This is a genomic window from Knoellia locipacati, assembly GCF_007992835.1.
In the GTDB taxonomy this organism is placed as follows: Bacteria; Actinomycetota; Actinomycetes; order Actinomycetales; family Dermatophilaceae; genus Knoellia; species Knoellia locipacati.
Genome location: NZ_BKBA01000013.1, coordinates 41,873 through 59,940, shown reverse-complemented (window position 1 = coordinate 59,940; position 18,068 = coordinate 41,873). Strand labels below are relative to the sequence as shown.

Here is an 18,068-nt window from a genome sequence, read left to right as displayed (position 1 = left end):
TAGGCTGTCCGCCGTGCTCCTCCCGCTCACCCAGGTGCTCGTCGCTGCCGCGGCCCTGCTCACCCTCATGGCCCTGGCCTACACGCTGTTCGACCGGCTCATCGACAACTGGCTGCTCGGCCTCGTCGCCCTCGTCGAGCTCGGCGTCGTCGTCCAGCTCGTCACCGGACTGCTCGGCATCGGCACGCTCGAGGGGCACCGCGCGACGTACGCGGCATACATCGTCACGCTGCCGTTCGTGCTCGGCATCACGACCTGGGGCGCGATCAAGGACAAGACGCGCTGGGCGATGGCCTCGGTCGCCGTCGGCGCGTTCGCCGTCATCGTCATGACCCTCCGCCTCCAGCAGATCTGGGACATCTATGCCTGACGCCGCCGTCACCCACTCCGGCCGCGGACCCGGACGCATCCTCGTCGCGGTCTACGGCGTTCTCGCGCTCGCGGCGACGGGGCGTTCGATCCTGCAGATCCTCGAGTACTTCAGCCGCGCCCCGCTGGCCTACGTCCTCTCCGCGCTCGCGGCCGTCATCTACATCGTCGCGACGATCGGCATGGCCCGAGGCGACCGGGCGAGCACCCGGGTGGCGCTGCTCGCGTGCACCGTCGAGCTCGTCGGCGTCCTCGTCGTCGGCGCGATGTCGTATGCCGTCCCGAGCGCCTTCCCGGACAAGACCGTCTGGTCGCACTTCGGCTCGGGCTACGGCTACGTGCCGCTCGTCCTGCCGGTGCTCGGCATCTGGTGGCTCAACAAAGTGCGTCACGCAGGCCTCCGCGCGGACCCCGACGGGGCCCGCGCGGACGCGTGATCCTCAGTGGGCCGAGGACGTCGCCCAGAGGTTGATCCCGGCGTCGACGGCGTGCTTGTCGATCCTGGCGAGCTCGTCCGCGGCGAAGTCGAGGTTCTTGACGGCGAGCAGGTTGTCGTCGAGCTGCTCGACGCTCGAGGCGCCGACGAGCACGGACGTCACCCGGTCGTCGCGCAGCAGCCAGGCGAGCGCCATCTGCGCAAGCGTCTGACCGCGCTTCTTGGCCATCGTGTCGAGCGCCCGGACGTGCGTGAGCGACTCCTCGGTGAGCAGGTCGGGCGACAGGCTCTTGCCCTGGGAGGCGCGTGACCCCTCGGGGACACCCTTGAGGTACTTGCTCGTGAGCATCCCCTGCGCGAGCGGTGAGAACGCGATGCACCCGACGCCGGTCTCGCCGAGGACGTCGAGCAGGTCCTCCTCCACCCAGCGGTTGAGCATCGAGTAGGACGGCTGGTGGATGAGCAGGGGAGTGCCGAGCTCACGCAGGATCTCGACGGCCTCGCGGGTGCGCGGGCCGGAGTAGGACGAGATGCCGACGTAGAGCGCCTTGCCCTGTCGCACGAGCGAGTCCAGCGCGCCCATCGTCTCCTCGAGCGGGGTCGTCTCGTCGAAGCGGTGGCTGTAGAAGATGTCGACGTAGTCCAGCCCCATCCGCTTGAGCGACTGGTCCGCGCTGGCGAGGATGTACTTGCGCCCGCCACCGCCCTGGCCGTAGGGGCCGGGCCACATGTCGTAGCCGGCCTTGGAGCTGATGACGAGCTCGTCGCGGTACGGCTTGAAGTCGCGCGCGAAGAGCGTGCCGAAGTTGCGCTCGGCGCTGCCGTAGGGCGGCCCGTAGTTGTTCGCGAGGTCGAAGTGCGTGATGCCCCGGTCGAAGGCGCGGCGCAGGATGGCCTGCTGGCGCTCGAGCGGGACGTCGTCACCGAAGTTGTGCCACAGGCCAAGCGAGATCGCGGGCAGGTCGAGACCGGACCGCCCGACCCGGCGGAACGGCATACCGGCGCGGTAGCGGCCCGCGGCCGCCTTGTACTCGTCGACGTGGAAGGTCATGGCCCCATCATGCCCGCGTCCGCCGTCACTCCCGGGCCGTCCACCTCCCGAGACGGGAATGTCGTATGCCGGTCACGCGCGGCTACCGTGGTCCGCAGGTCATGAGTGCCAGCGACAAGCCCCGGCTCGCTGGCCGGCAACCCTCCAACCGCGGTGGGGTGCCCCGGGTGAAGACCGGGCGCGACGTCGACCGACGTCCCGCAAGCACGGCACACACAAGGAGCAAGGCCATGGCCGACGACCCCACTTCCGGCACCCCGAACTGGTCCTTCGAGACCCGGCAGATCCACGCCGGGCAGGAGCCCGACCCGACGACGGGTGCGCGGGCGCTGCCGATCTACCAGACGACCTCCTACGTCTTCAAGGACACCGAGCACGCGGCGAACCTGTTCGCGCTCAAGGAGTTCGGCAACATCTACACCCGCATCATGAACCCGACGCAGGACGCCGTCGAGCAGCGCATCGCCTCGCTCGAGGGCGGCGTCGGCGCGCTGCTCGTCGCGTCGGGACAGGCCGCCGAGACGCTGGCGATCCTCAACGTCGCCGAGGCCGGCGACCACGTCGTGGCGTCCCCGTCGCTGTACGGCGGGACCTACAACCTGCTCAAGCACACGCTGCCGAAGTTCGGCCTCGAGGTGACCTTCGTCGACGACCCCGCCGACCCCGAGTCGTGGCGAGCAGCGGTGCGCCCCAACACGAAGCTGTTCTTCGGCGAGACGATCTCGAACCCCAAGATCGAGATCCTCGACATCGAGGCGGTCGCGGCGGTGGCGCACGAGGCCGGTGTCCCGCTCATCGTCGACAACACGGTGGCGACGCCCTACGTGCTGCGCCCCCTCGAGCACGGCGCCGACATCGTCGTGCACTCGGCGACGAAGTACCTCGGCGGCCACGGCACGACGATCGCCGGCGTCATCGTCGACGGTGGGACGTTCGACTTCGGCAAGGACCCCGAGAAGTTCCCGAACTTCAACACGCCCGAGGAGAGCTACCACGGCCTGGTGTTCGCGCGGGACCTCGGCGTCGGTGGGGCGCTGGGGGCCAACCTCGCCTACATCCTCAAGGCGCGGGTGCAGCTGCTGCGCGACCTCGGACCGGCGGTGGCGCCGTTCAACGCGTTCCTCATCGCGCAGGGCATCGAGACGCTCAGCCTGCGCATCGACCGGCACCTCGAGAACACCCGGGCCGTCGCGGAGTTCCTCCAGGGCCACGAGCAGGTCGAGTCGGTGCGCTGGGCCTCGCTGCCCGGCGACGACAACTACGAGCTCGCGCAGAAGTACACGCCCAAGGGCTCGGGCGCGGTGCTCGCGTTCGAGATCGCCGGTGGCGTCGACGCGGGCCGGACGTTCGTCGAGTCGCTGCGGCTGCACTCGCACGTCGCCAATCTTGGTGACGTGCGCTCGCTCGCCATCCACCCGGCGACGACGACCCACTCGCAAGGACCCGACTCGGACCGCCTGGCAGCCGGTGTGACGCCGGGGCTCGTGCGGCTCGCGGTCGGCATCGAGCACATCGACGACATCCTCGCCGACCTCGAGCAGGGCTTCACTGCGGCCAAGGGCGCCTGAGTCCTCTTTCCACCTCAACTCATGGCCCGTGGGCGAGGCCGAGCGCCAGCGAGCGCCTCACCCACGGGCCATCAGTTGCGGGGGTCCTGCGAGGGGCTGTGGACAACTCCACGGCCGATGTTGCGGTCCGTCCTAGCGTCGGGCCCATGACAGTGATGCGCATCGACGCAGAGGTGGTGGCCGCTCTCGGCGTCTCGCTCGGTGAGGTGGCGGCCGACCTCGAGGCGACCCGCGACGGGTCGGTCGACCGCTGGGCTCTCGGAGGGGGAGAGTCGTCGGCGGCGTTCGACCACCTGCTCACCGGCTGGCGACGCAGTCGTCTCGTGCTGGCGGAGTCCTTGCGCGACCTGGGTGACAAGGCCCAGCACGCCGGAACGGCCTACGTCGAGACGGAGTGCGCGCAGCGCGGCATGTTCGGCGGCCTGGCGTGACGAGTGACCGGGTGCTGCCACCGATCGAGGGCGACCCCGCGTCGGTGCGTGCCCTCGCGGCGGCGCTGACGTCCGGTGCCGCCCGGTTGAGCTCCATCGCGTCCGTGCTCGCCGGGATCAGGGCCGGCAGCGCGTGGGAGAGTCCTGCTGGTGTGGCCTTCGGTTCGGCCGTGGCGGCGTCCCCGCCCCTGCTCGATGCTCTGACCGACCGGTATGCCGGCGCTGCCGCTGCGTTGCGGACGTTCGTCGAGGTGCACGAACGTTCCCAGGCGCAGGCTCAGGCAGCGAGCTCCATGTACGCCGAGCACCTGCAGGTCCATCGGGGCCTCGAGATCCAGATGGACGCGGCCGCCGGCGACGCGGCGGAGCTCGAGGTCCTCCGCCACGTGGCGGGCACGGTCCTGGCGCGGCTTCGTGACGCCGAGCAGGCACACGCCCGGGCGACGAGCGAGTTCGTCGAGGCGGACCGCCGGCTCGCGCGCAGGCTGCGTGCCCTCGCCGACGACGTGCTCGACGACAGCTGGCACTACATGGTCGTCGCTCGGGCCGAGGAGGCAGCCACCGCGATGGACGCCGGGTTCGCCTGGGCGTCCGGGAGCTTCCCGGGGGCGGGTCTGGCCCTCGGCAAGGTTCCGGGCGCCTCGCAGGCCATGGGGGCCACGGCCGCCGTCGGGGGGCTGTCGCGCGTCACGTTGGCCCTCGCCTACGACGAGGGCAGCCTGCGCGACGTCGCGGTCACTGCCGCGACGGCAGCCGGACTCCACGCGGCCGGAGGGCTGGTCAAGGGCTCGCAGGTCGGCGCCACCCGCCGAGGAGTCGGCCGTGGGGCGGTGGTGTCGGGCCGGCCCTCCCTGACGATGCGCCAACGCACCCTCGCCGGCGCGCGGGAGCAGTGGGCCACGTCGCCCATGTCGTTCAGGTCCAAGGTCGTCAGGGCCACGCCGATCCGTCCGACCAAGGTCTCGGGCCCGTGGCACGCCCGGCTGCGCCAGACGGCCCAGGCCAAGGTCGATGCCTCGGTGGTCGGTCAGTGGCGCCTCGCGTCCGCCGGTGGGCCGGGAGCCCAGAAGATGTTCGCCGCGGGAGTCACCCTCGAGAAGACACTGCCCGTGGCGCGTCGTCTGGCGGTGGACACAAAGCCGGAGGAGAAGGCCGCGAGACCGACCTATCCTTGAGCGCGTGCCCGAGCCCGGATCCGTCGTCACCGACCGTGGCCCCGTCGACCCCGCGCAGCTGAGGTACCCCGAGCAGCTCCCCGTCGTCGAGCGTCGCGACGACATCCTTGCCGCGATCCGGGACCACCAGGTCGTCGTCATCGCCGGTGAGACCGGCTCCGGCAAGACCACCCAGCTGCCCAAGATGTGCCTCGAGCTCGGCCTCGGCGGGGGCGGCCAGATCGGGCACACCCAGCCCCGCCGGATCGCCGCCCGGTCCGTCGCCGAGCGCATCGCCGAGGAGATGGAGGTCGAGCTCGGCGACCTCGTCGGCTACCAGGTGCGCTTCACCGACCACTCGAGCGACCGCACCCGGGTCAAGGTCATGACCGACGGCATCCTGCTCGCCGAGATGCAGCGCGACCGCGACCTGCGCCGCTACGACACGATCATCATCGACGAGGCCCACGAGCGCTCGCTCAACATCGACTTCATCCTGGGCTACCTCAAGTCGCTGCTGCCGCGCCGTCCCGACCTCAAGGTCGTCATCACCTCGGCAACCATCGACCCCGCGCGCTTCGCCGAGCACTTCGCGACGGACGTGCACGGCAAGGTCGTCCGCGAGGTCCCGGTCATCGAGGTCTCGGGCCGGACCTACCCCGTCGAGATCCGCTACCGCCCTCTCGTCGAGCGCGCGGAGGGCGGACACGTCGTCGAGGAGCGCGACCAGGTCACCGCCGTGTGCGACGCCGTGACCGAGCTCTGGACCGAGACCCCGCCGGGCCACACGGCCACCGACATCCTCGTCTTCTTCTCGGGAGAGCGAGAGATTCGCGACGCCGCCGACGCGCTCACGGCCCTCGGCCTCCCCAGCACCGAGATCCTGCCCCTCTACGCCCGGCTGTCGGCGGCCGAGCAGCACCGGGTCTTCACCCGGGGCAAGGGGCGCCGGATCATCCTCGCCACCAACGTCGCCGAGACCTCGCTCACCGTCCCCGGCATCGGCTACGTCATCGACACCGGCACCGCCCGCATCTCGCGCTACTCCCAGCGCACCAAGGTGCAGCGCCTGCCCATCGAGCCCATCTCGCAGGCGAGCGCAGCCCAGCGCTCCGGCCGGTGCGGGCGCGTCGCCGACGGCATCGCGATCCGCCTGTACTCGCAGGAGGACTTCGACAACCGCGCGGAGTTCACCGAGCCCGAGATCCAGCGCACCTCCCTCGCCGCCGTCATCCTCCAGATGACCTCGCTCGGCCTCGGCGACATCGCCCGCTTCCCCTTCGTCGACGCCCCCGACCCCAAGCAGATCGCCGATGGCGTCCGGCTGCTCGAGGAGCTGCGGGCGCTGCGCGACGGACAGGGGAGGAGGGGAGAGAGGCGGCTCACCGCCGACGGCAAGACGCTGGCACGGCTGCCGCTCGACCCCCGGATGGGGCGGATGATCATCGAGGCGGGGCGACTCGGGTGCACCAAGGAGGTCCTCGTCATCGTCGCCGCGCTGTCGATCCAGGACCCGCGCGAGCGGCCGGTCGACAAGGAGGCGCAGGCCCAGCAGCAGCACGCGCGCTTCAAGAGCGAGACCTCGGACTTCGCGGGCTTCCACGCCCTGTGGCGCTACCTCAAGGAGCAGCAGAAGGCGTTGTCCGGCAGCGCCTTTCGCCGGATGTGCAAGGCCGAGTTCCTCCACTACCTGCGGATCCGCGAGTGGCAGGACCTCCACCAGCAGCTCCGCAGCGCGTGCAAGTCGGCGCGGATCGACCCGGAGCAGAGCACGGCCGCGCAGGGCGGTGAGCCCGACTGGGACACCGTCCACCGCGCGCTGCTGGCCGGTCTCCTCTCGCACGTCGGCGTCCGTGACGAGCAGAAGCGCGAGTATGCCGGCGCGCGCGGTTCGCGGTTCGGCATCAACCCCGGTTCGGGCCTGTTCAAGAAGCAGCCCGACGTCGTCATGGCCGCCGAGCTCGTCGAGACCACCCGGCTCTGGGCCCGGGTCAACGCCGCCATCGACCCGGTGTGGGCCGAGGAGATCGGCGCCCACGTCGTCAAGCGGACGTTCAGCGAGCCCCGGTGGAGCAAGTCGCAGGGGAGCGTCATCGCCTCGGAGCGGGTCACCCTCTACGGCGTCCCCCTCATCGTCGACCGCACGGTGCAGTATGGCCGGATCAACCAGGAGGAGGCCCGCGACCTCTTCATCCGCAACGCCCTCGTCGAGGGCGACTGGGACACCCACCACGCGTTCTGGAAGGCCAACACCGCACTCCTGCAGCGCCTCTCTGAGCTCGAGGAACGTGCCCGCCGCCGCGACCTCATCGTCGACGACGAGGTGGTGTTCGAGTTCTACGACGCCCGCATCCCGCCGGACGTCACGTCGGTGCGCCACTTCGACCGCTGGTGGAGGGGCGAGCAGCGACGCCGCCCCGACCTGCTGACCTTCACCGAGGAGCTGCTCACCCGTGAGGACGCCGACACGGTGTCGGCCGGGGACTACCCGCGAACCTGGCGGCAGGGCGACCTCGAGCTCGACGTCACCTACCAGTTCTCGCCCGGCGACGCCGCTGACGGCGCGACCGTCCACGTCCCCACCGCGGTGCTCAACCGGGTGGACACCGCCGGGTTCGACTGGCAGGTGCCGGGGCTGCGCGAGGACCTCGCCGTGGCCCTGCTCAAGTCGCTGCCCAAGGCGACCCGCCGGCACTTCGTCCCGACACCGGACCATGCCCGCGCCGCGCTGGCGGCCGCCGACCCGACGTCCGGCGCGGCCTTCACCGACGAGCTGGCCCGGGTCCTGCGTGAGCGCACCGGTGTGAGCATCCCGCCCGCGGAGTGGGACTGGGCCCGCGTGCCCGACCACCTCCGGCTGACGTTCTCGGTGGAGGCGCCGGGCGGGCGAGTCGTCGCCCGCGGCAAGGACCTCGACGAGCTGCGGCCGAAGTCGCAGGGCGCCGTGCGCCAGCGCATGGCCAAGGCCGGCGCGTCGATCGAGCGCCGTGGCCTCACCGCGTGGACCATCGACGACGTGCCGAGGACCTTCGAGGGCCGGTCCGCCGGTCACACCGTGCAGGGCTTCCCTGCGCTCGTGGACGAGGGCTCGTCGGTCGCGCTGCGCGTCCTCGACCACCCGGGCACGGCTGCCGCGGCACACCGGCAGGGCGTGCGTCGCCTGCTCCTGCTCAACACGACCGCTCCCTGGAAGCGGGTCCTCGCGCGACTGTCCAACGCCCAGAAGCTCGCCCTCGGCCAGAACCCCCACGGCTCCGTCCCGGCGCTGCTCGAGGACTGCCTCGCGGCTGCGGTCGACGCCATCGTCGCCGAGCACGTCGCGGGGGAGGTCCGCACGAGGTCGGAGTTCGAGACCGCGCACGCCGCCGTCCGCACCCACGTCGTCACCCGCGTCCTCCTCACCATCGAGGCCGTCGAACCCGTCCTCGCGCTCGCGGGGGACGTCCGGCGCCGCCTCGACGCGATCGAGTCGGGAGCCACCGCCCGCAGCCTCGCGGTCACCACCGCCGACGTCCGGGCCCAGCTGGACGGGCTGGTGCGCGCCGGCTTCGTCGCCGACAGCGGCCTCGCCCGGATGCCGCACCTCCAGCGCTACCTCAAGGCGATGCTCCAGCGTCTCGACAAGGCCGCGACGAACCCGCGCGAAGCACAGCTGCAGCAGCAGGTCGACAGCATCGAGACGGCATACGCCGACCTGCTCGACGCGCTCCCGCCGAGCGGGGCACGGGCACCCGAGGTGACCGAGATCGGGTGGATGATCGAGGAGCTGCGGGTGAGCCTGTTCGCCCAGTCGCTGGGCACCGCCCACCCTGTGAGCGAGAAGCGCGTGCGCAACGCGATCGCAGCGGTGACGCCATGAGGGAATCTCCGCGGCCACCGGCACGTTTGACCGAACACGTGACCCCCCTGAGAGGCTGTTCCCGTGCAGAACCCGTCTGACCTCTACCGCTTCGAGATCGATGTCCAGCCGCCGACCCGGCAGCCGGGCGCGCTCATCGTGCTCCTCGGCGCCTTCATCGACGCCGGCAACATCCAGCGCATCCTCGGCACCCACCTCGTCGACACCTCCCACGCGGAGGTCGTCGCGACGTTCGACGTCGACGCGCTGCTCGACTACCGCGGGCGCCGCCCGGCGATGGTGTTCGACACCAACCGCTGGGAGAGCTACGCCGACCCGTCGATGGTCCTCTACCGCATGAGCGACCGCGACGGCCAGACCTACTACCTGCTCACCGGCCCCGAGCCGGACTTCCAGTGGGAGCGGGCCATCGAGGCGATCCGCCAGCTCATCCAGATCCTCGGGATCACCCTGGTCGTCACGAGCCACGGCATCCCCATGGGCGTTCCGCACACCCGACCCGTCGGGATGACCGCGCACGCCACGGACCCGCGCCTCGTCGGCGACAAGGAGTCGCCGTTCGGCACCGTGCAGGTCCCGGCGAGCTTCCCGGCGCTGCTCGAGCTGCGCCTCGGCGAGGCCGGCCGGGATGCCCTCGGGTTCGCGATCCACGTGCCGCAGTACCTCGCACAGGCCGAGTGGGCCGAGGGTGCGCTCGCCGCGCTCAACGCCATCACCGACGCGACCGGGCTCAACCTGCCCAACGACGAGCTCGTCGCCAAGGCCGGGGTCAACAACCGCGAGATCGCGGCCGAGCTCGACGACAATGCCGAGGCCGGCCAGATCGTCAGCGCGCTCGAGCAGCAGTACGACGCGTTCGTCGAGGGCCAGGAGCGCCCGAGCCTGCTCGCGACCGAGGCCGAGGACCTCCCGTCCGCCGACGAGCTCGGTGCCGACATCGAGGAGTTCCTCCGCAACGTCAGCGACGACTGACGAACCTCGAGGGGGTATGCCGGCCGCCCCCGCCCCGTTGTCGGGCCCACCTCGCGCTGTCGCCGGCGAATCGGCCGGCGACGACGCAGGATGGCGGCGACAACCGGACCGGTGGGTCAGTCCTTGGCGTCGGACCAGCGGGCGATGACCGACGTGTCGGCGACGAACCGCACCGGCGCCCCAGCCGCCCACCGGCGTGACGCGTCGGCCAGCGCCTGGTCGACCAGGGCCGCCACCTCGTCCGCCCGCTCCGCCGGCGCGTGCACGAGCAGCTCGTCGTGCAGGCACAGCACGATCTGGGCACCGAGCGGTCCGCCGAGTGCCCGCACCGTCGCCGCCCACGCCTTGAAGAGCTCGGCCGCGGCGCCCTGGATGATCGCGTTGCGCGCGAACCGGCCGCGGGCCGCGTCGAGCGCCGGGTTGGTGCCGACGGGGGACTGGGCGAGGAAGCGGCCGGTGGGGATGAGCCGCCCACCGAACGTCCGCAGCGGTTCGCCCTTGACCCCGCTGTCGTAGGCCCGGTCGAGCAGCCCCATCGCCACGGGGTAGGCCCGCTCCAGCCCCCGCAGCGCCTCACCGGCGGCGCCGCTGCGCTGGCCGTACATCGCCGCGAGCACCGCCACCTTGGCCACCGGGCGCTCCACCCCGAGCCGGGAGGCGACTGGGGCATAGAGGTCGTCGGCCCGGGTGGCCTCGGCGAACACGGGGTCGCCCGACACCACCGCGAGGACGCGGGGCTCGATCTGCCCGAGGTCGGCCCGGACGAAGACGTGCCCGGGGTGCGCTGCAACCCCGGAGCGCAGGGCCGCGGGCAGGTTGTGCAGGCCGTTCTCGGCAGTCATCCGCCCGGCCGCGCCGTCACAGGCCGACCACCCTCCACGCAGCCGGTCGTCGGGACCGACGCACTCGTCGAGCCACCGGTAGCCGTAGGTCGTCGCGATCCGCTCGGCCTTGCGCCAGGTGAGGAGGGCGTCGACGACGGGGTGCACCTGGCGGTAGGCGTCGAGGACCCACTTGCGCGTGTTGGGGACGTCGACGCCCACCCCGGCGAGCATGTCGCGCACCTGCTGGGGGTTGCGCAGGTCGGTCGACTCGCGGCCGGGCACGTGGCGCAGGACCTCGGCGTCGCGCTCGCGACGGGCCGCGACCGCGGCCTCCTCGGACGCGGCGCGAGGGCCGGCGAACTCGCCGATGAGCCGCTCCATCACGACCCGGTCGACGGGCAGCCCGCCCCTCTCGAGCTCGAGGCACATCAGGGCCGCCGCGGACTCGGAGTGGATCGTGGCGACGGTGCGGGCGCGCAACGACTCGGCGCGATCCCGCTGTCGCACAGCGCACTCGAGCGCCGCCTCGGCCCACCGGAGCAGGTGGTCGTCACTCTCGAGCCAGCCCGACGCGGCATCGGCCCGCAGGTGGCCGTCGGGCCGCACGAGCTCGTCCGGCCCCACCTCGTCACCCGCGGAGAAGTCGAACAGGTCACCTGCCGACGGCGCCGGCATCGTCGTGACCGGTATGCCGTGCGCTCCCGCCCAGACCCGTCCGGGCTCGGCGTTCCAGCCGCCGTGGAGGATCCGGTGGCCCTCGGCGAGGTCCCAGGCCCGAGCGATGGGGGAGCCGAGCGCGGACACCAGCTCGCCGGCATACCGGGCGGACCACCAGACCCACCGCGGTCGGGAGGCGGACTCCCACCCGGCCATCTCGCGAGCCAGGTCCGGGAGCGATCCCACGAGGCGAACGCCGTCACCGACGAGCGCGGCGCGGCCACCGTGGACGACGGCGGCGACGAGGTCGGCGGGGCCGCCGGGAGGTGGCATGGGGCGAAGCCTAGGTGAGGGTCAGGACACCTCCGCACGCGAGCGGCGCACCCGCTCTGACGTGGCAGGATCGGTCGGGACAGCAGTGTCGCGACAGCGACGAGACAGCTTCGCAACGGCGCCGGGGCGACCCGGACGCCACAGGAGGTCATCAGTGGGACTCTTCGGACTCGGCAGGGACGACGCCAAGGACGCCAAGGACCAGATCGCGCAGACCAAGTCCGCGCTCGAGCAGGCCCAGGAGGCCCCCAAGGACCAGGGCTTCGTCGGCAACTCCGCGACGAAGGTCGTCGAGAACCTCCTCGACACCGGCATCGACGGCAAGGGCCCGTTCGACTCCGCGGCCAAGGTCGCCGCCGGCGCGCTCAGGAAGAACGGCGGCAACGCCGACGCCGCGGTCGACGACATCGTCAAGAGCCACCTCAAGCTCGCGGCCGCCGGCGGCTTCGTCACGAGCCTCGGCGGGTTCATCACTCTGCCGGTCTCGCTGCCGGCCAACGTCCTCGGCTTCTACCTCATCGCCACGCGCATGACGGGCGCCATCGCCCAGGTGCGTGGCCACGACATCAGCCAGCCGCAGATCCGCACGGCCGTCCTCCTCACCCTCGTGGGTGCGGACGCCGACGACCTGCTCGCCAAGGCCGGCATGGTCGCCCCGACCGGTCGCCTCACGAACCTCGCGGCCCAGCGACTGCCCGGCCCGGCGCTCATGGTCGTCAACAAGGCGATCGGGTTCCGGTTGCTGTCGACCGCCGGCAAGAAGACGTTCTCGCGCTTCGGTCGCAACGTCCCGCTCGTCGGCGGCGTCGTCGGCGCCGGGCTCGACGGGTGGCTCCTCAAGCGGATCTCGGACAACGCGCGGCGCGAGTTCCCCACGGCGTCAGCGCAGATCGCGAAGGGCTGACCCATGGCGATGGCTTCCAAGGTCACCACGTTCAAGAGCCTCGCGACGGCGGTGCGCATCGCCACCCGGCCAGGTGGGCCCTCGATGGTCGAGCGGGCCCAGGCCGTGCCGCGGCTGGTCAAGGCGGTGCGCTCGGGTGAGTACACCGGCACCTCCGTCGGCCGGCTGCTCATGATCGCCGGCGCTGCGGGCTACCTCGTCTCGCCGGTCGACCTGCTGCCCGAGGCTCTGCTGGGGGCCTTCGGGCTCGCCGACGACGCCGTGGTCGGCTCGTGGCTGGCCGCCCAGCTCGTCACCGAGACCGAGGCGTTCCTCGAGTGGGAGCGCGCGACCGGTCGTGGGTCGGGCCACGGAGCGGGGCCCCGCTCGGCTGCCGACGCGGTGCCCGGTGAGGTCGTCGACGACGGCCTGCGTGGCGGTTCCGCCTCGCCTCGTGCGTGAGCGTCGTCCACAGGCACCTCGTATGCCGTCCGCCCTCCACAGGTGCGTGACCTGACCCTTCCCGGGGGAGCCGGTTCCTCCTGACGCTGGGGTCATGACCTCAGTGAAGATCTCCACCACCGAAGAGCTGCTGGCGGTGCTGCCGCACCAGCTCGGGCACCGGCCGGAGCAGTGCGTCGCCATCATCATGGTGACCGACCGGGTCCTGGGCCCCGTCGCGCGCATCGACATCCCGCCCGAGAAGGACGTCGGCCCGACGGCCGAGCACCTGCTCGAGAGCTTGGGACGGGTCCGGCCGCAGGCAGCCATGCTCGTCGGGCACGACACCGTGCCCGGCGAGTCGAGGTCGCTGCTGCGCGCCCTGCACAAGGGCATGGTCGCGGCGGGCATCGGCATCATCGACCACGTCGTCGTACGTGACGGGCGATGGTGGGGCTGGTGCTGCCGGCCCGGCGACGAGCTCGACGGGCTCCTGGCCGAGCACGTGGACGGCCACCCCCTGCCGGACGAGGCCACGGTGCCCGCCGTCGCCGAGTTCATCGCCCGCGGCAGTGCTCCGCTCGCGAGCCGCGACGAGCTGGGCGCCCTCGTGGCCGAGGACCCGGCCGTGAGCCACGGGGTCGGTGATGCCCTCGCGAACCTCGGGGAGCGGTTCGACGACGAGATCGACGCGGAGGGGGTCCTGCCGTGCGGGACGCGTGACGACGAGGAGCGCGGGGGGGCGTGCCGCTCGGAGTGCGACTGCTGCGACTCGTGGGGCGATGACGACGACGAGGGCGAGGAGGAACGCGCCGCGCGGGAGGCCGCGCTGGACGAGGCGCTCTCCCGCATCCGGGCACGCATCCGGGAGCTCGACCGCGTTCCGGACCTGTGGGCGCAGGTCCTGGCCCCGGTCGGGGAGCGCGGCGACACCTTCGCCGTGTCCGACGACGAGGTGGCTCGCCTGGCGCACTCCCTCGTGGACAAGGAGTGGCGCGACTCGCTCGTTGCATGGATGTCACCGGTGATGTTCCCGCTCGACCTCGTCGACGACGCCTCGCGCGCCCTGCTCGGAGAGCACGTGCCCGCGGGTCCGACGACGACTTCGGAGCAGTCCGAGGTCGTGCTCCGGCGGGTGCTGCACGTCGCCACCCGCATCCCCGACGAGTTCGCCCTGGAGGCGGCGGCGATGTGCACCGTGGCCGGCTGTGTCGCCTGGGGGGTGGGCAACGGCGCCACTGCCGGCGACGCCGCCGAGCGGGCCCTGCGCGTCCACCCGGGCTACACGCTGGCCGGGTACCTCTCGCAGATGGTCCACCACCAGATGCGGCCGCGACACCCGTGGAGCGAGGTGGCCGCCTGAGGTGCTCTCACGGTGCGGACAGGGCTCCCGGAGCGTGGCGCGGCGCGCCTAGACTCGGTCCCAAGGTCATGAGTCCCAGCGACAAGCCCCGGCTTGCTGGGCGGCAACCCTCCTCGCGGTGGGGTGCCCCGGGTGAAGACACGGCCCGTCGGCACCGGCGGGCAAGCGCGATCCGAGGAGCACCCCCGATGACCATCACCGACCTCCCGACGACGTCGTTCTGGCGCCCCGGCGACGACCCGGGCGACCGGCAGTTCGCCGCTCTGGGCCCCGTCGTCCTCGAGCGCGGTGGGACCCTGCCCGACGTGACGGTCGCCTACGAAACCTGGGGCACCCTCAACGCCGCCCGCGACAACGCCGTCCTCGTTGAGCACGCCCTCACCGGTGACTCGCACGTCGAGGGCCCACCGGGAGCCGGGCACCCGACACCCGGCTGGTGGGACGGTCTCATCGGCCCCGGCCGGCCGCTCGACACCGACCGGTTCTTCGTCGTCGCGAGCAACGTCCTCGGCGGGTGCCAGGGGACCACCGGTCCCTCGAGCGATGCCCCCGACGGCCGCGCCTGGGGCGGGCGGTTCCCCGCAGTGACCATCCGCGACCAGGTTGCGGTCGAGGCCCTGCTCGCCGACCGCCTCGGCATCCGCGTGTGGGCCGCCGTGCTCGGTGGCTCCATGGGCGGGATGCGGGCCATCGAGTGGGCCACGTCCCATCCGCAGCGGGTGGCGACGTGCATCGTCCTCGCGTCGACGGCATACGCGACGGCCGACCAGATCGCCTGGTGCCAGCCGCAGCTGCTCGCGATCCGCAGCGACCCTGCCTTCCACGACGGTGACTACTACGAGCACGGTGTCGTGCCGAGCGACGGCCTCGGGATCGCCCGGCGGATCGCCCACGTGACCTACCGGCACGAGGGTGAGCTGGCCGAGCGGTTCGGTCGCGAGGCGCAGGCAGGTGAGGAGCCGCTCGACCGGGGTGGGCGGTTCGCGGTCGAGTCCTATCTCGACCACCACGCGGGCAAGCTCGGCCGTCGGTTCGACGCCAACTCCTACGTCGTCCTCAGCGAGGCGATGAACAGCCACGACGTCGGCCGCGGACGCGGCGGCGTTGCGGCGGCGCTCGCGGCCTTCGAAGGGTCGCTCGTCGTGGCGGGCGTCGACACCGACCGCCTCTATCCGGAGCGCCTGTCCGACGAGATCGCGGCGCTGCGGCCGGGGACCACCCTGCGGCACATCACGTCGAGGTTCGGGCACGACGGCTTCCTCATCGAGATCGAGCAGGTGGGCGCGGTCATCCGGGACGCGCTCGGCGCCGACCGGTCGTGACCCGGCGAGGACGGCGACGTGCGGCGTCAAACGAGACTCCGGCCTCCGTGTCCTGTGTCACAAACTCCGGTAGCGTCCAGCCAAGAGCCATCCGGCTGAGCAGCTGACCAAAGGAGACACTCGTGGCGATCGTCGTGGGATACATCCCGACCAAGGAAGGCGCAGCCGCCCTGGCTCGCGCCGGCGAGGAAGCACTCCTGCGCAAGACCGACCTCGTCGTCATCAACTCGGGTCGCGACGGATCGGGGGACGACTCCGAGGAGCTGGACCGACTCGGCGACGAGCTCAAGGCCAAGGGTGTGGGTGTCACGGTCCGCCAGCTCATCCGGGGCAACGAGCCGGCCGAGGACCTCATCGCGGTCGCCGACGAGATCAAGGCCGACCTCATCGTCATCGGCCTGCGCCGCCGCACCCCCGTGGGCAAGCTCATCCTGGGGTCCAACGCGCAGCGCATCCTGCTCGACGCCCCGTGCCCCGTCCTGGCCGTCAAGAGCTGACCCGGCACCCCCGGCAACGCGCTGCGACCCCCCTGGAATAGGGCAGGGGGGTCGCAGCGATTTATAATGGTGATGCACCCTTCGAGCAACGGCCGATCCTCACCCCTGCGGATCACGTCAGAAGGGGCACCAAACAGACCAGCCGGTCAGTGCTCCGCCCGAGCGTGAGCACCACCGCGCGCCCCCCGTGACGAAAGGTTGTCGGTGTCGCCTGTGTCCACGAACGCCCCCGAGACGCCCCTCCCCGCCGAGTTCAGCCACCCCGCCCTGCAGGACCTCGTCCGCACGGGCCGCACCACCGGTCAGGTGACCGGTGAGCAGGTCTCCCAGGCCATCGTCGCCGCGGGGGTGCGTGCCAACCGGGGTCGCATCGTCCTCAAGGCGCTCGCCGGTCAGGGCATCGAGGTCGTCATGATCGCCCCCGAGCGCGCCGTGGCCGCGACCAAGGCGACCGCCAAGAAGACGACGTCGGCGAGCACCACGAAGGCTGCCTCCGCCAAGAAGGCCGCCCCGGCCAAGAAGGCCGCACCCGCGAAGAAGGCCGCTGCGAGCGACGACGAGGCAGCGCCCGCCAAGAAGACCGCGGCCAAGGCCGCCACGACCAAGAAGGCCGCCGCCGCTGCGGCCGCCCCGGCCAAGAAGGCCGCGGCCAAGGCGCCTGCCGCCAAGAAGGCCGCCGCCAAGAAGGCCGCCGCCAAGAAGACCGCCGACGCTGACGCCGAGACCGAAGAGGTCGACGAGGCCGAGCTCGCCAAGGTCACGGCCGAGGTCGAGTCCACCCCCGCCGCTGCCGGCGCGACCGACACGGACGACGACAACGAGGACGGCGAGGGCGACGACAAGGCCAAGGCCGACGCCGTCCCCGAGACCGCGGGTGGCTTCGTCCTGCGCGACGACGACGAGGAGGACGCGCCCGTCCAGCAGGTCGTCACCGCCGGCGCCACGGCCGACCCGGTCAAGGACTACCTCAAGCAGATCGGCAAGGTCGCCCTCCTCAACGCCGAGCAGGAGGTCGAGCTCGCCAAGCGCATCGAGGCCGGCCTGTTCAGCGAGGAGCGCCTCAACTCCGGCGACAAGATCGACATGAAGCTCAAGCGCGAGCTCTGGTGGATCGCGCAGGACGGCAAGAACGCCAAGAACCACCTGCTCGAGGCCAACCTGCGACTCGTCGTCTCGCTGGCCAAGCGCTACACCGGTCGCGGCATGCTCTTCCTCGACCTCATCCAGGAGGGCAACCTCGGCCTCATCCGTGCGGTCGAGAAGTTCGACTACACCAAGGGCTACAAGTTCTCGACCTACGCGACGTGGTGGATCCGCCAGGCCATCACCCGCGCCATGGCCGACCAGGCGCGCACGATCCGTATCCCGGTCCACATGGTCGAGGTCATCAACAAGCTGGCCCGTGTCCAGCGCCAGATGCTCCAGGACCTGGGCCGCGAGCCCACCCCCGAGGAGCTCGCGCTCGAGCTCGACATGACGCCCGAGAAGGTCGTCGAGGTGCAGAAGTACGGCCGTGAGCCGATCTCGCTGCACACCCCGCTCGGCGAGGACGGCGACAGCGAGTTCGGTGACCTCATCGAGGACTCCGAGGCGGTCGTGCCGGCCGACGCCGTGAGCTTCACGCTCCTCCAGGAGCAGCTGCACTCGGTGCTCGACACCCTCTCCGAGCGCGAGGCCGGTGTCGTGTCGATGCGCTTCGGTCTCACCGACGGCCAGCCCAAGACCCTCGACGAGATCGGCAAGGTCTACGGCGTGACCCGCGAGCGGATCCGCCAGATCGAGTCCAAGACGATGAGCAAGCTCCGTCACCCGTCGCGGTCGCAGGCGCTGCGCGACTACCTCGACTGAGCGAGCCGCACCCCACGCACGACGTATGCCGTGTGCCCACCTCGGGCACACGGCATACGT

At 71.7% G+C, this 18,068-nt stretch carries 15 protein-coding genes and 2 riboswitches; of the genes, 13 read left to right on the top strand and 2 right to left on the bottom strand.

Annotation, left to right across the window (positions count from 1 at the left end; translation table 11 throughout):
- The first annotated feature begins 13 nt into the window (after positions 1-13).
- Both KLO01_RS16130 and KLO01_RS16125 read left to right on the top strand, forming a co-directional pair.
- Entirely contained in the window at positions 14-370 is a 357-nt protein-coding gene (locus KLO01_RS16130; RefSeq protein WP_147067064.1) for a hypothetical protein, read from the top strand.
- On the top strand, positions 363-806 hold the full coding sequence (locus KLO01_RS16125; protein ID WP_147067062.1) for a hypothetical protein: 444 nt from the start codon (positions 363-365) through the stop codon (positions 804-806). The genes KLO01_RS16130 and KLO01_RS16125 overlap by 8 nt, the downstream gene beginning before the upstream one ends.
- Positions 807-809: 3 nt before the next feature.
- Here KLO01_RS16125 and mgrA read toward each other — a convergent pair whose 3' ends face one another.
- Positions 810-1,856 (bottom strand): L-glyceraldehyde 3-phosphate reductase, encoded by a 1,047-nt coding sequence (mgrA, locus tag KLO01_RS16120; protein ID WP_147067060.1) that lies wholly within the window; start codon positions 1,854-1,856, stop codon positions 810-812.
- Between the two features lie 97 nt (positions 1,857-1,953).
- A riboswitch (SAM riboswitch) is annotated at positions 1,954-2,069 on the top strand.
- Between the two features lie 17 nt (positions 2,070-2,086).
- Between mgrA and KLO01_RS16115 the strand changes: the two genes are divergently transcribed.
- The 5 genes from KLO01_RS16115 (at position 2,087) to KLO01_RS16095 (ending at position 9,840) form a co-directional block, all read left to right on the top strand.
- Positions 2,087-3,424 (top strand): bifunctional o-acetylhomoserine/o-acetylserine sulfhydrylase, encoded by a 1,338-nt coding sequence (locus KLO01_RS16115; RefSeq protein ID WP_147067058.1) that lies wholly within the window; start codon positions 2,087-2,089, stop codon positions 3,422-3,424.
- A gap of 146 nt (positions 3,425-3,570) precedes the next feature.
- Positions 3,571-3,855 (top strand): WXG100 family type VII secretion target, encoded by a 285-nt coding sequence (locus KLO01_RS16110; protein ID WP_147067057.1) that lies wholly within the window; start codon positions 3,571-3,573, stop codon positions 3,853-3,855.
- Between the two features lie 11 nt (positions 3,856-3,866).
- Positions 3,867-5,030: a hypothetical protein gene (locus KLO01_RS16105; protein ID WP_147067055.1), complete on the top strand. Its 1,164-nt coding sequence runs from the start codon at positions 3,867-3,869 to the stop codon at positions 5,028-5,030.
- A 4-nt stretch (positions 5,031-5,034) separates the two neighbouring features.
- The gene (gene hrpA, locus KLO01_RS16100; RefSeq protein ID WP_222612006.1) at positions 5,035-8,868 is read left to right on the top strand and encodes an ATP-dependent RNA helicase HrpA; all 3,834 of its coding nucleotides are present in this window, start codon (positions 5,035-5,037) and stop codon (positions 8,866-8,868) included.
- A gap of 63 nt (positions 8,869-8,931) precedes the next feature.
- Positions 8,932-9,840, top strand: coding sequence for a proteasome assembly chaperone family protein (locus KLO01_RS16095; protein WP_147067053.1), 909 nt, complete (start codon positions 8,932-8,934; stop codon positions 9,838-9,840).
- Between the two features lie 116 nt (positions 9,841-9,956).
- On the opposite strand, the gene KLO01_RS16090 is transcribed toward KLO01_RS16095, so the two are convergent.
- The gene (locus KLO01_RS16090; RefSeq protein WP_147067051.1) at positions 9,957-11,654 is read right to left on the bottom strand and encodes a DNA polymerase; all 1,698 of its coding nucleotides are present in this window, start codon (positions 11,652-11,654) and stop codon (positions 9,957-9,959) included.
- A 154-nt stretch (positions 11,655-11,808) separates the two neighbouring features.
- On the opposite strand from KLO01_RS16090, the gene KLO01_RS16085 reads away from it, so the two are divergent.
- From KLO01_RS16085 to KLO01_RS16060, 6 genes are all read left to right on the top strand, one after another.
- Positions 11,809-12,558, top strand: coding sequence for an EcsC family protein (locus KLO01_RS16085; protein WP_147067049.1), 750 nt, complete (start codon positions 11,809-11,811; stop codon positions 12,556-12,558).
- 3 nt (positions 12,559-12,561) lie between these two features.
- Complete coding sequence (locus KLO01_RS16080; protein ID WP_147067047.1) at positions 12,562-12,999, top strand: YkvA family protein; 438 nt, start codon at positions 12,562-12,564, stop codon at positions 12,997-12,999.
- Between the two features lie 94 nt (positions 13,000-13,093).
- Positions 13,094-14,341 (top strand): DUF4192 domain-containing protein, encoded by a 1,248-nt coding sequence (locus KLO01_RS16075; protein ID WP_147067045.1) that lies wholly within the window; start codon positions 13,094-13,096, stop codon positions 14,339-14,341.
- A 64-nt stretch (positions 14,342-14,405) separates the two neighbouring features.
- Positions 14,406-14,515: riboswitch (SAM riboswitch) on the top strand.
- A 14-nt stretch (positions 14,516-14,529) separates the two neighbouring features.
- Entirely contained in the window at positions 14,530-15,663 is a 1,134-nt protein-coding gene (gene metX, locus KLO01_RS16070) for a homoserine O-acetyltransferase MetX (RefSeq protein WP_147067043.1), read from the top strand.
- Between the two features lie 122 nt (positions 15,664-15,785).
- Positions 15,786-16,160: a universal stress protein gene (locus KLO01_RS16065; RefSeq protein WP_147067041.1), complete on the top strand. Its 375-nt coding sequence runs from the start codon at positions 15,786-15,788 to the stop codon at positions 16,158-16,160.
- 213 nt (positions 16,161-16,373) lie between these two features.
- Positions 16,374-18,008 carry an RNA polymerase sigma factor gene (locus KLO01_RS16060; protein ID WP_147067039.1) on the top strand — a complete coding sequence of 545 codons (1,635 nt, stop codon included), beginning with the start codon at positions 16,374-16,376 and terminating at the stop codon, positions 18,006-18,008.
- Positions 18,009-18,068 lie beyond the last annotated feature (60 nt).

What these genes read in the sequence shown, in the direction of transcription:
- KLO01_RS16125 (WP_147067062.1), top strand. Translation starts at nt 363, where the DNA reads ATGCCTGACGCCGCCGTCACCCACTCCGGCCGCGGACCCGGACGCATC.
- mgrA (WP_147067060.1), bottom strand. Translation starts at nt 1,856, where the DNA reads ATGACCTTCCACGTCGACGAGTACAAGGCGGCCGCGGGCCGCTACCGC.
- KLO01_RS16115 (WP_147067058.1), top strand. Translation starts at nt 2,087, where the DNA reads ATGGCCGACGACCCCACTTCCGGCACCCCGAACTGGTCCTTCGAGACC.
- KLO01_RS16110 (WP_147067057.1), top strand. Translation starts at nt 3,571, where the DNA reads ATGACAGTGATGCGCATCGACGCAGAGGTGGTGGCCGCTCTCGGCGTC.
- KLO01_RS16090 (WP_147067051.1), bottom strand. Translation starts at nt 11,654, where the DNA reads ATGCCACCTCCCGGCGGCCCCGCCGACCTCGTCGCCGCCGTCGTCCAC.
- KLO01_RS16080 (WP_147067047.1), top strand. Translation starts at nt 12,562, where the DNA reads ATGGCGATGGCTTCCAAGGTCACCACGTTCAAGAGCCTCGCGACGGCG.
- KLO01_RS16075 (WP_147067045.1), top strand. Translation starts at nt 13,094, where the DNA reads ATGACCTCAGTGAAGATCTCCACCACCGAAGAGCTGCTGGCGGTGCTG.
- metX (WP_147067043.1), top strand. Translation starts at nt 14,530, where the DNA reads ATGACCATCACCGACCTCCCGACGACGTCGTTCTGGCGCCCCGGCGAC.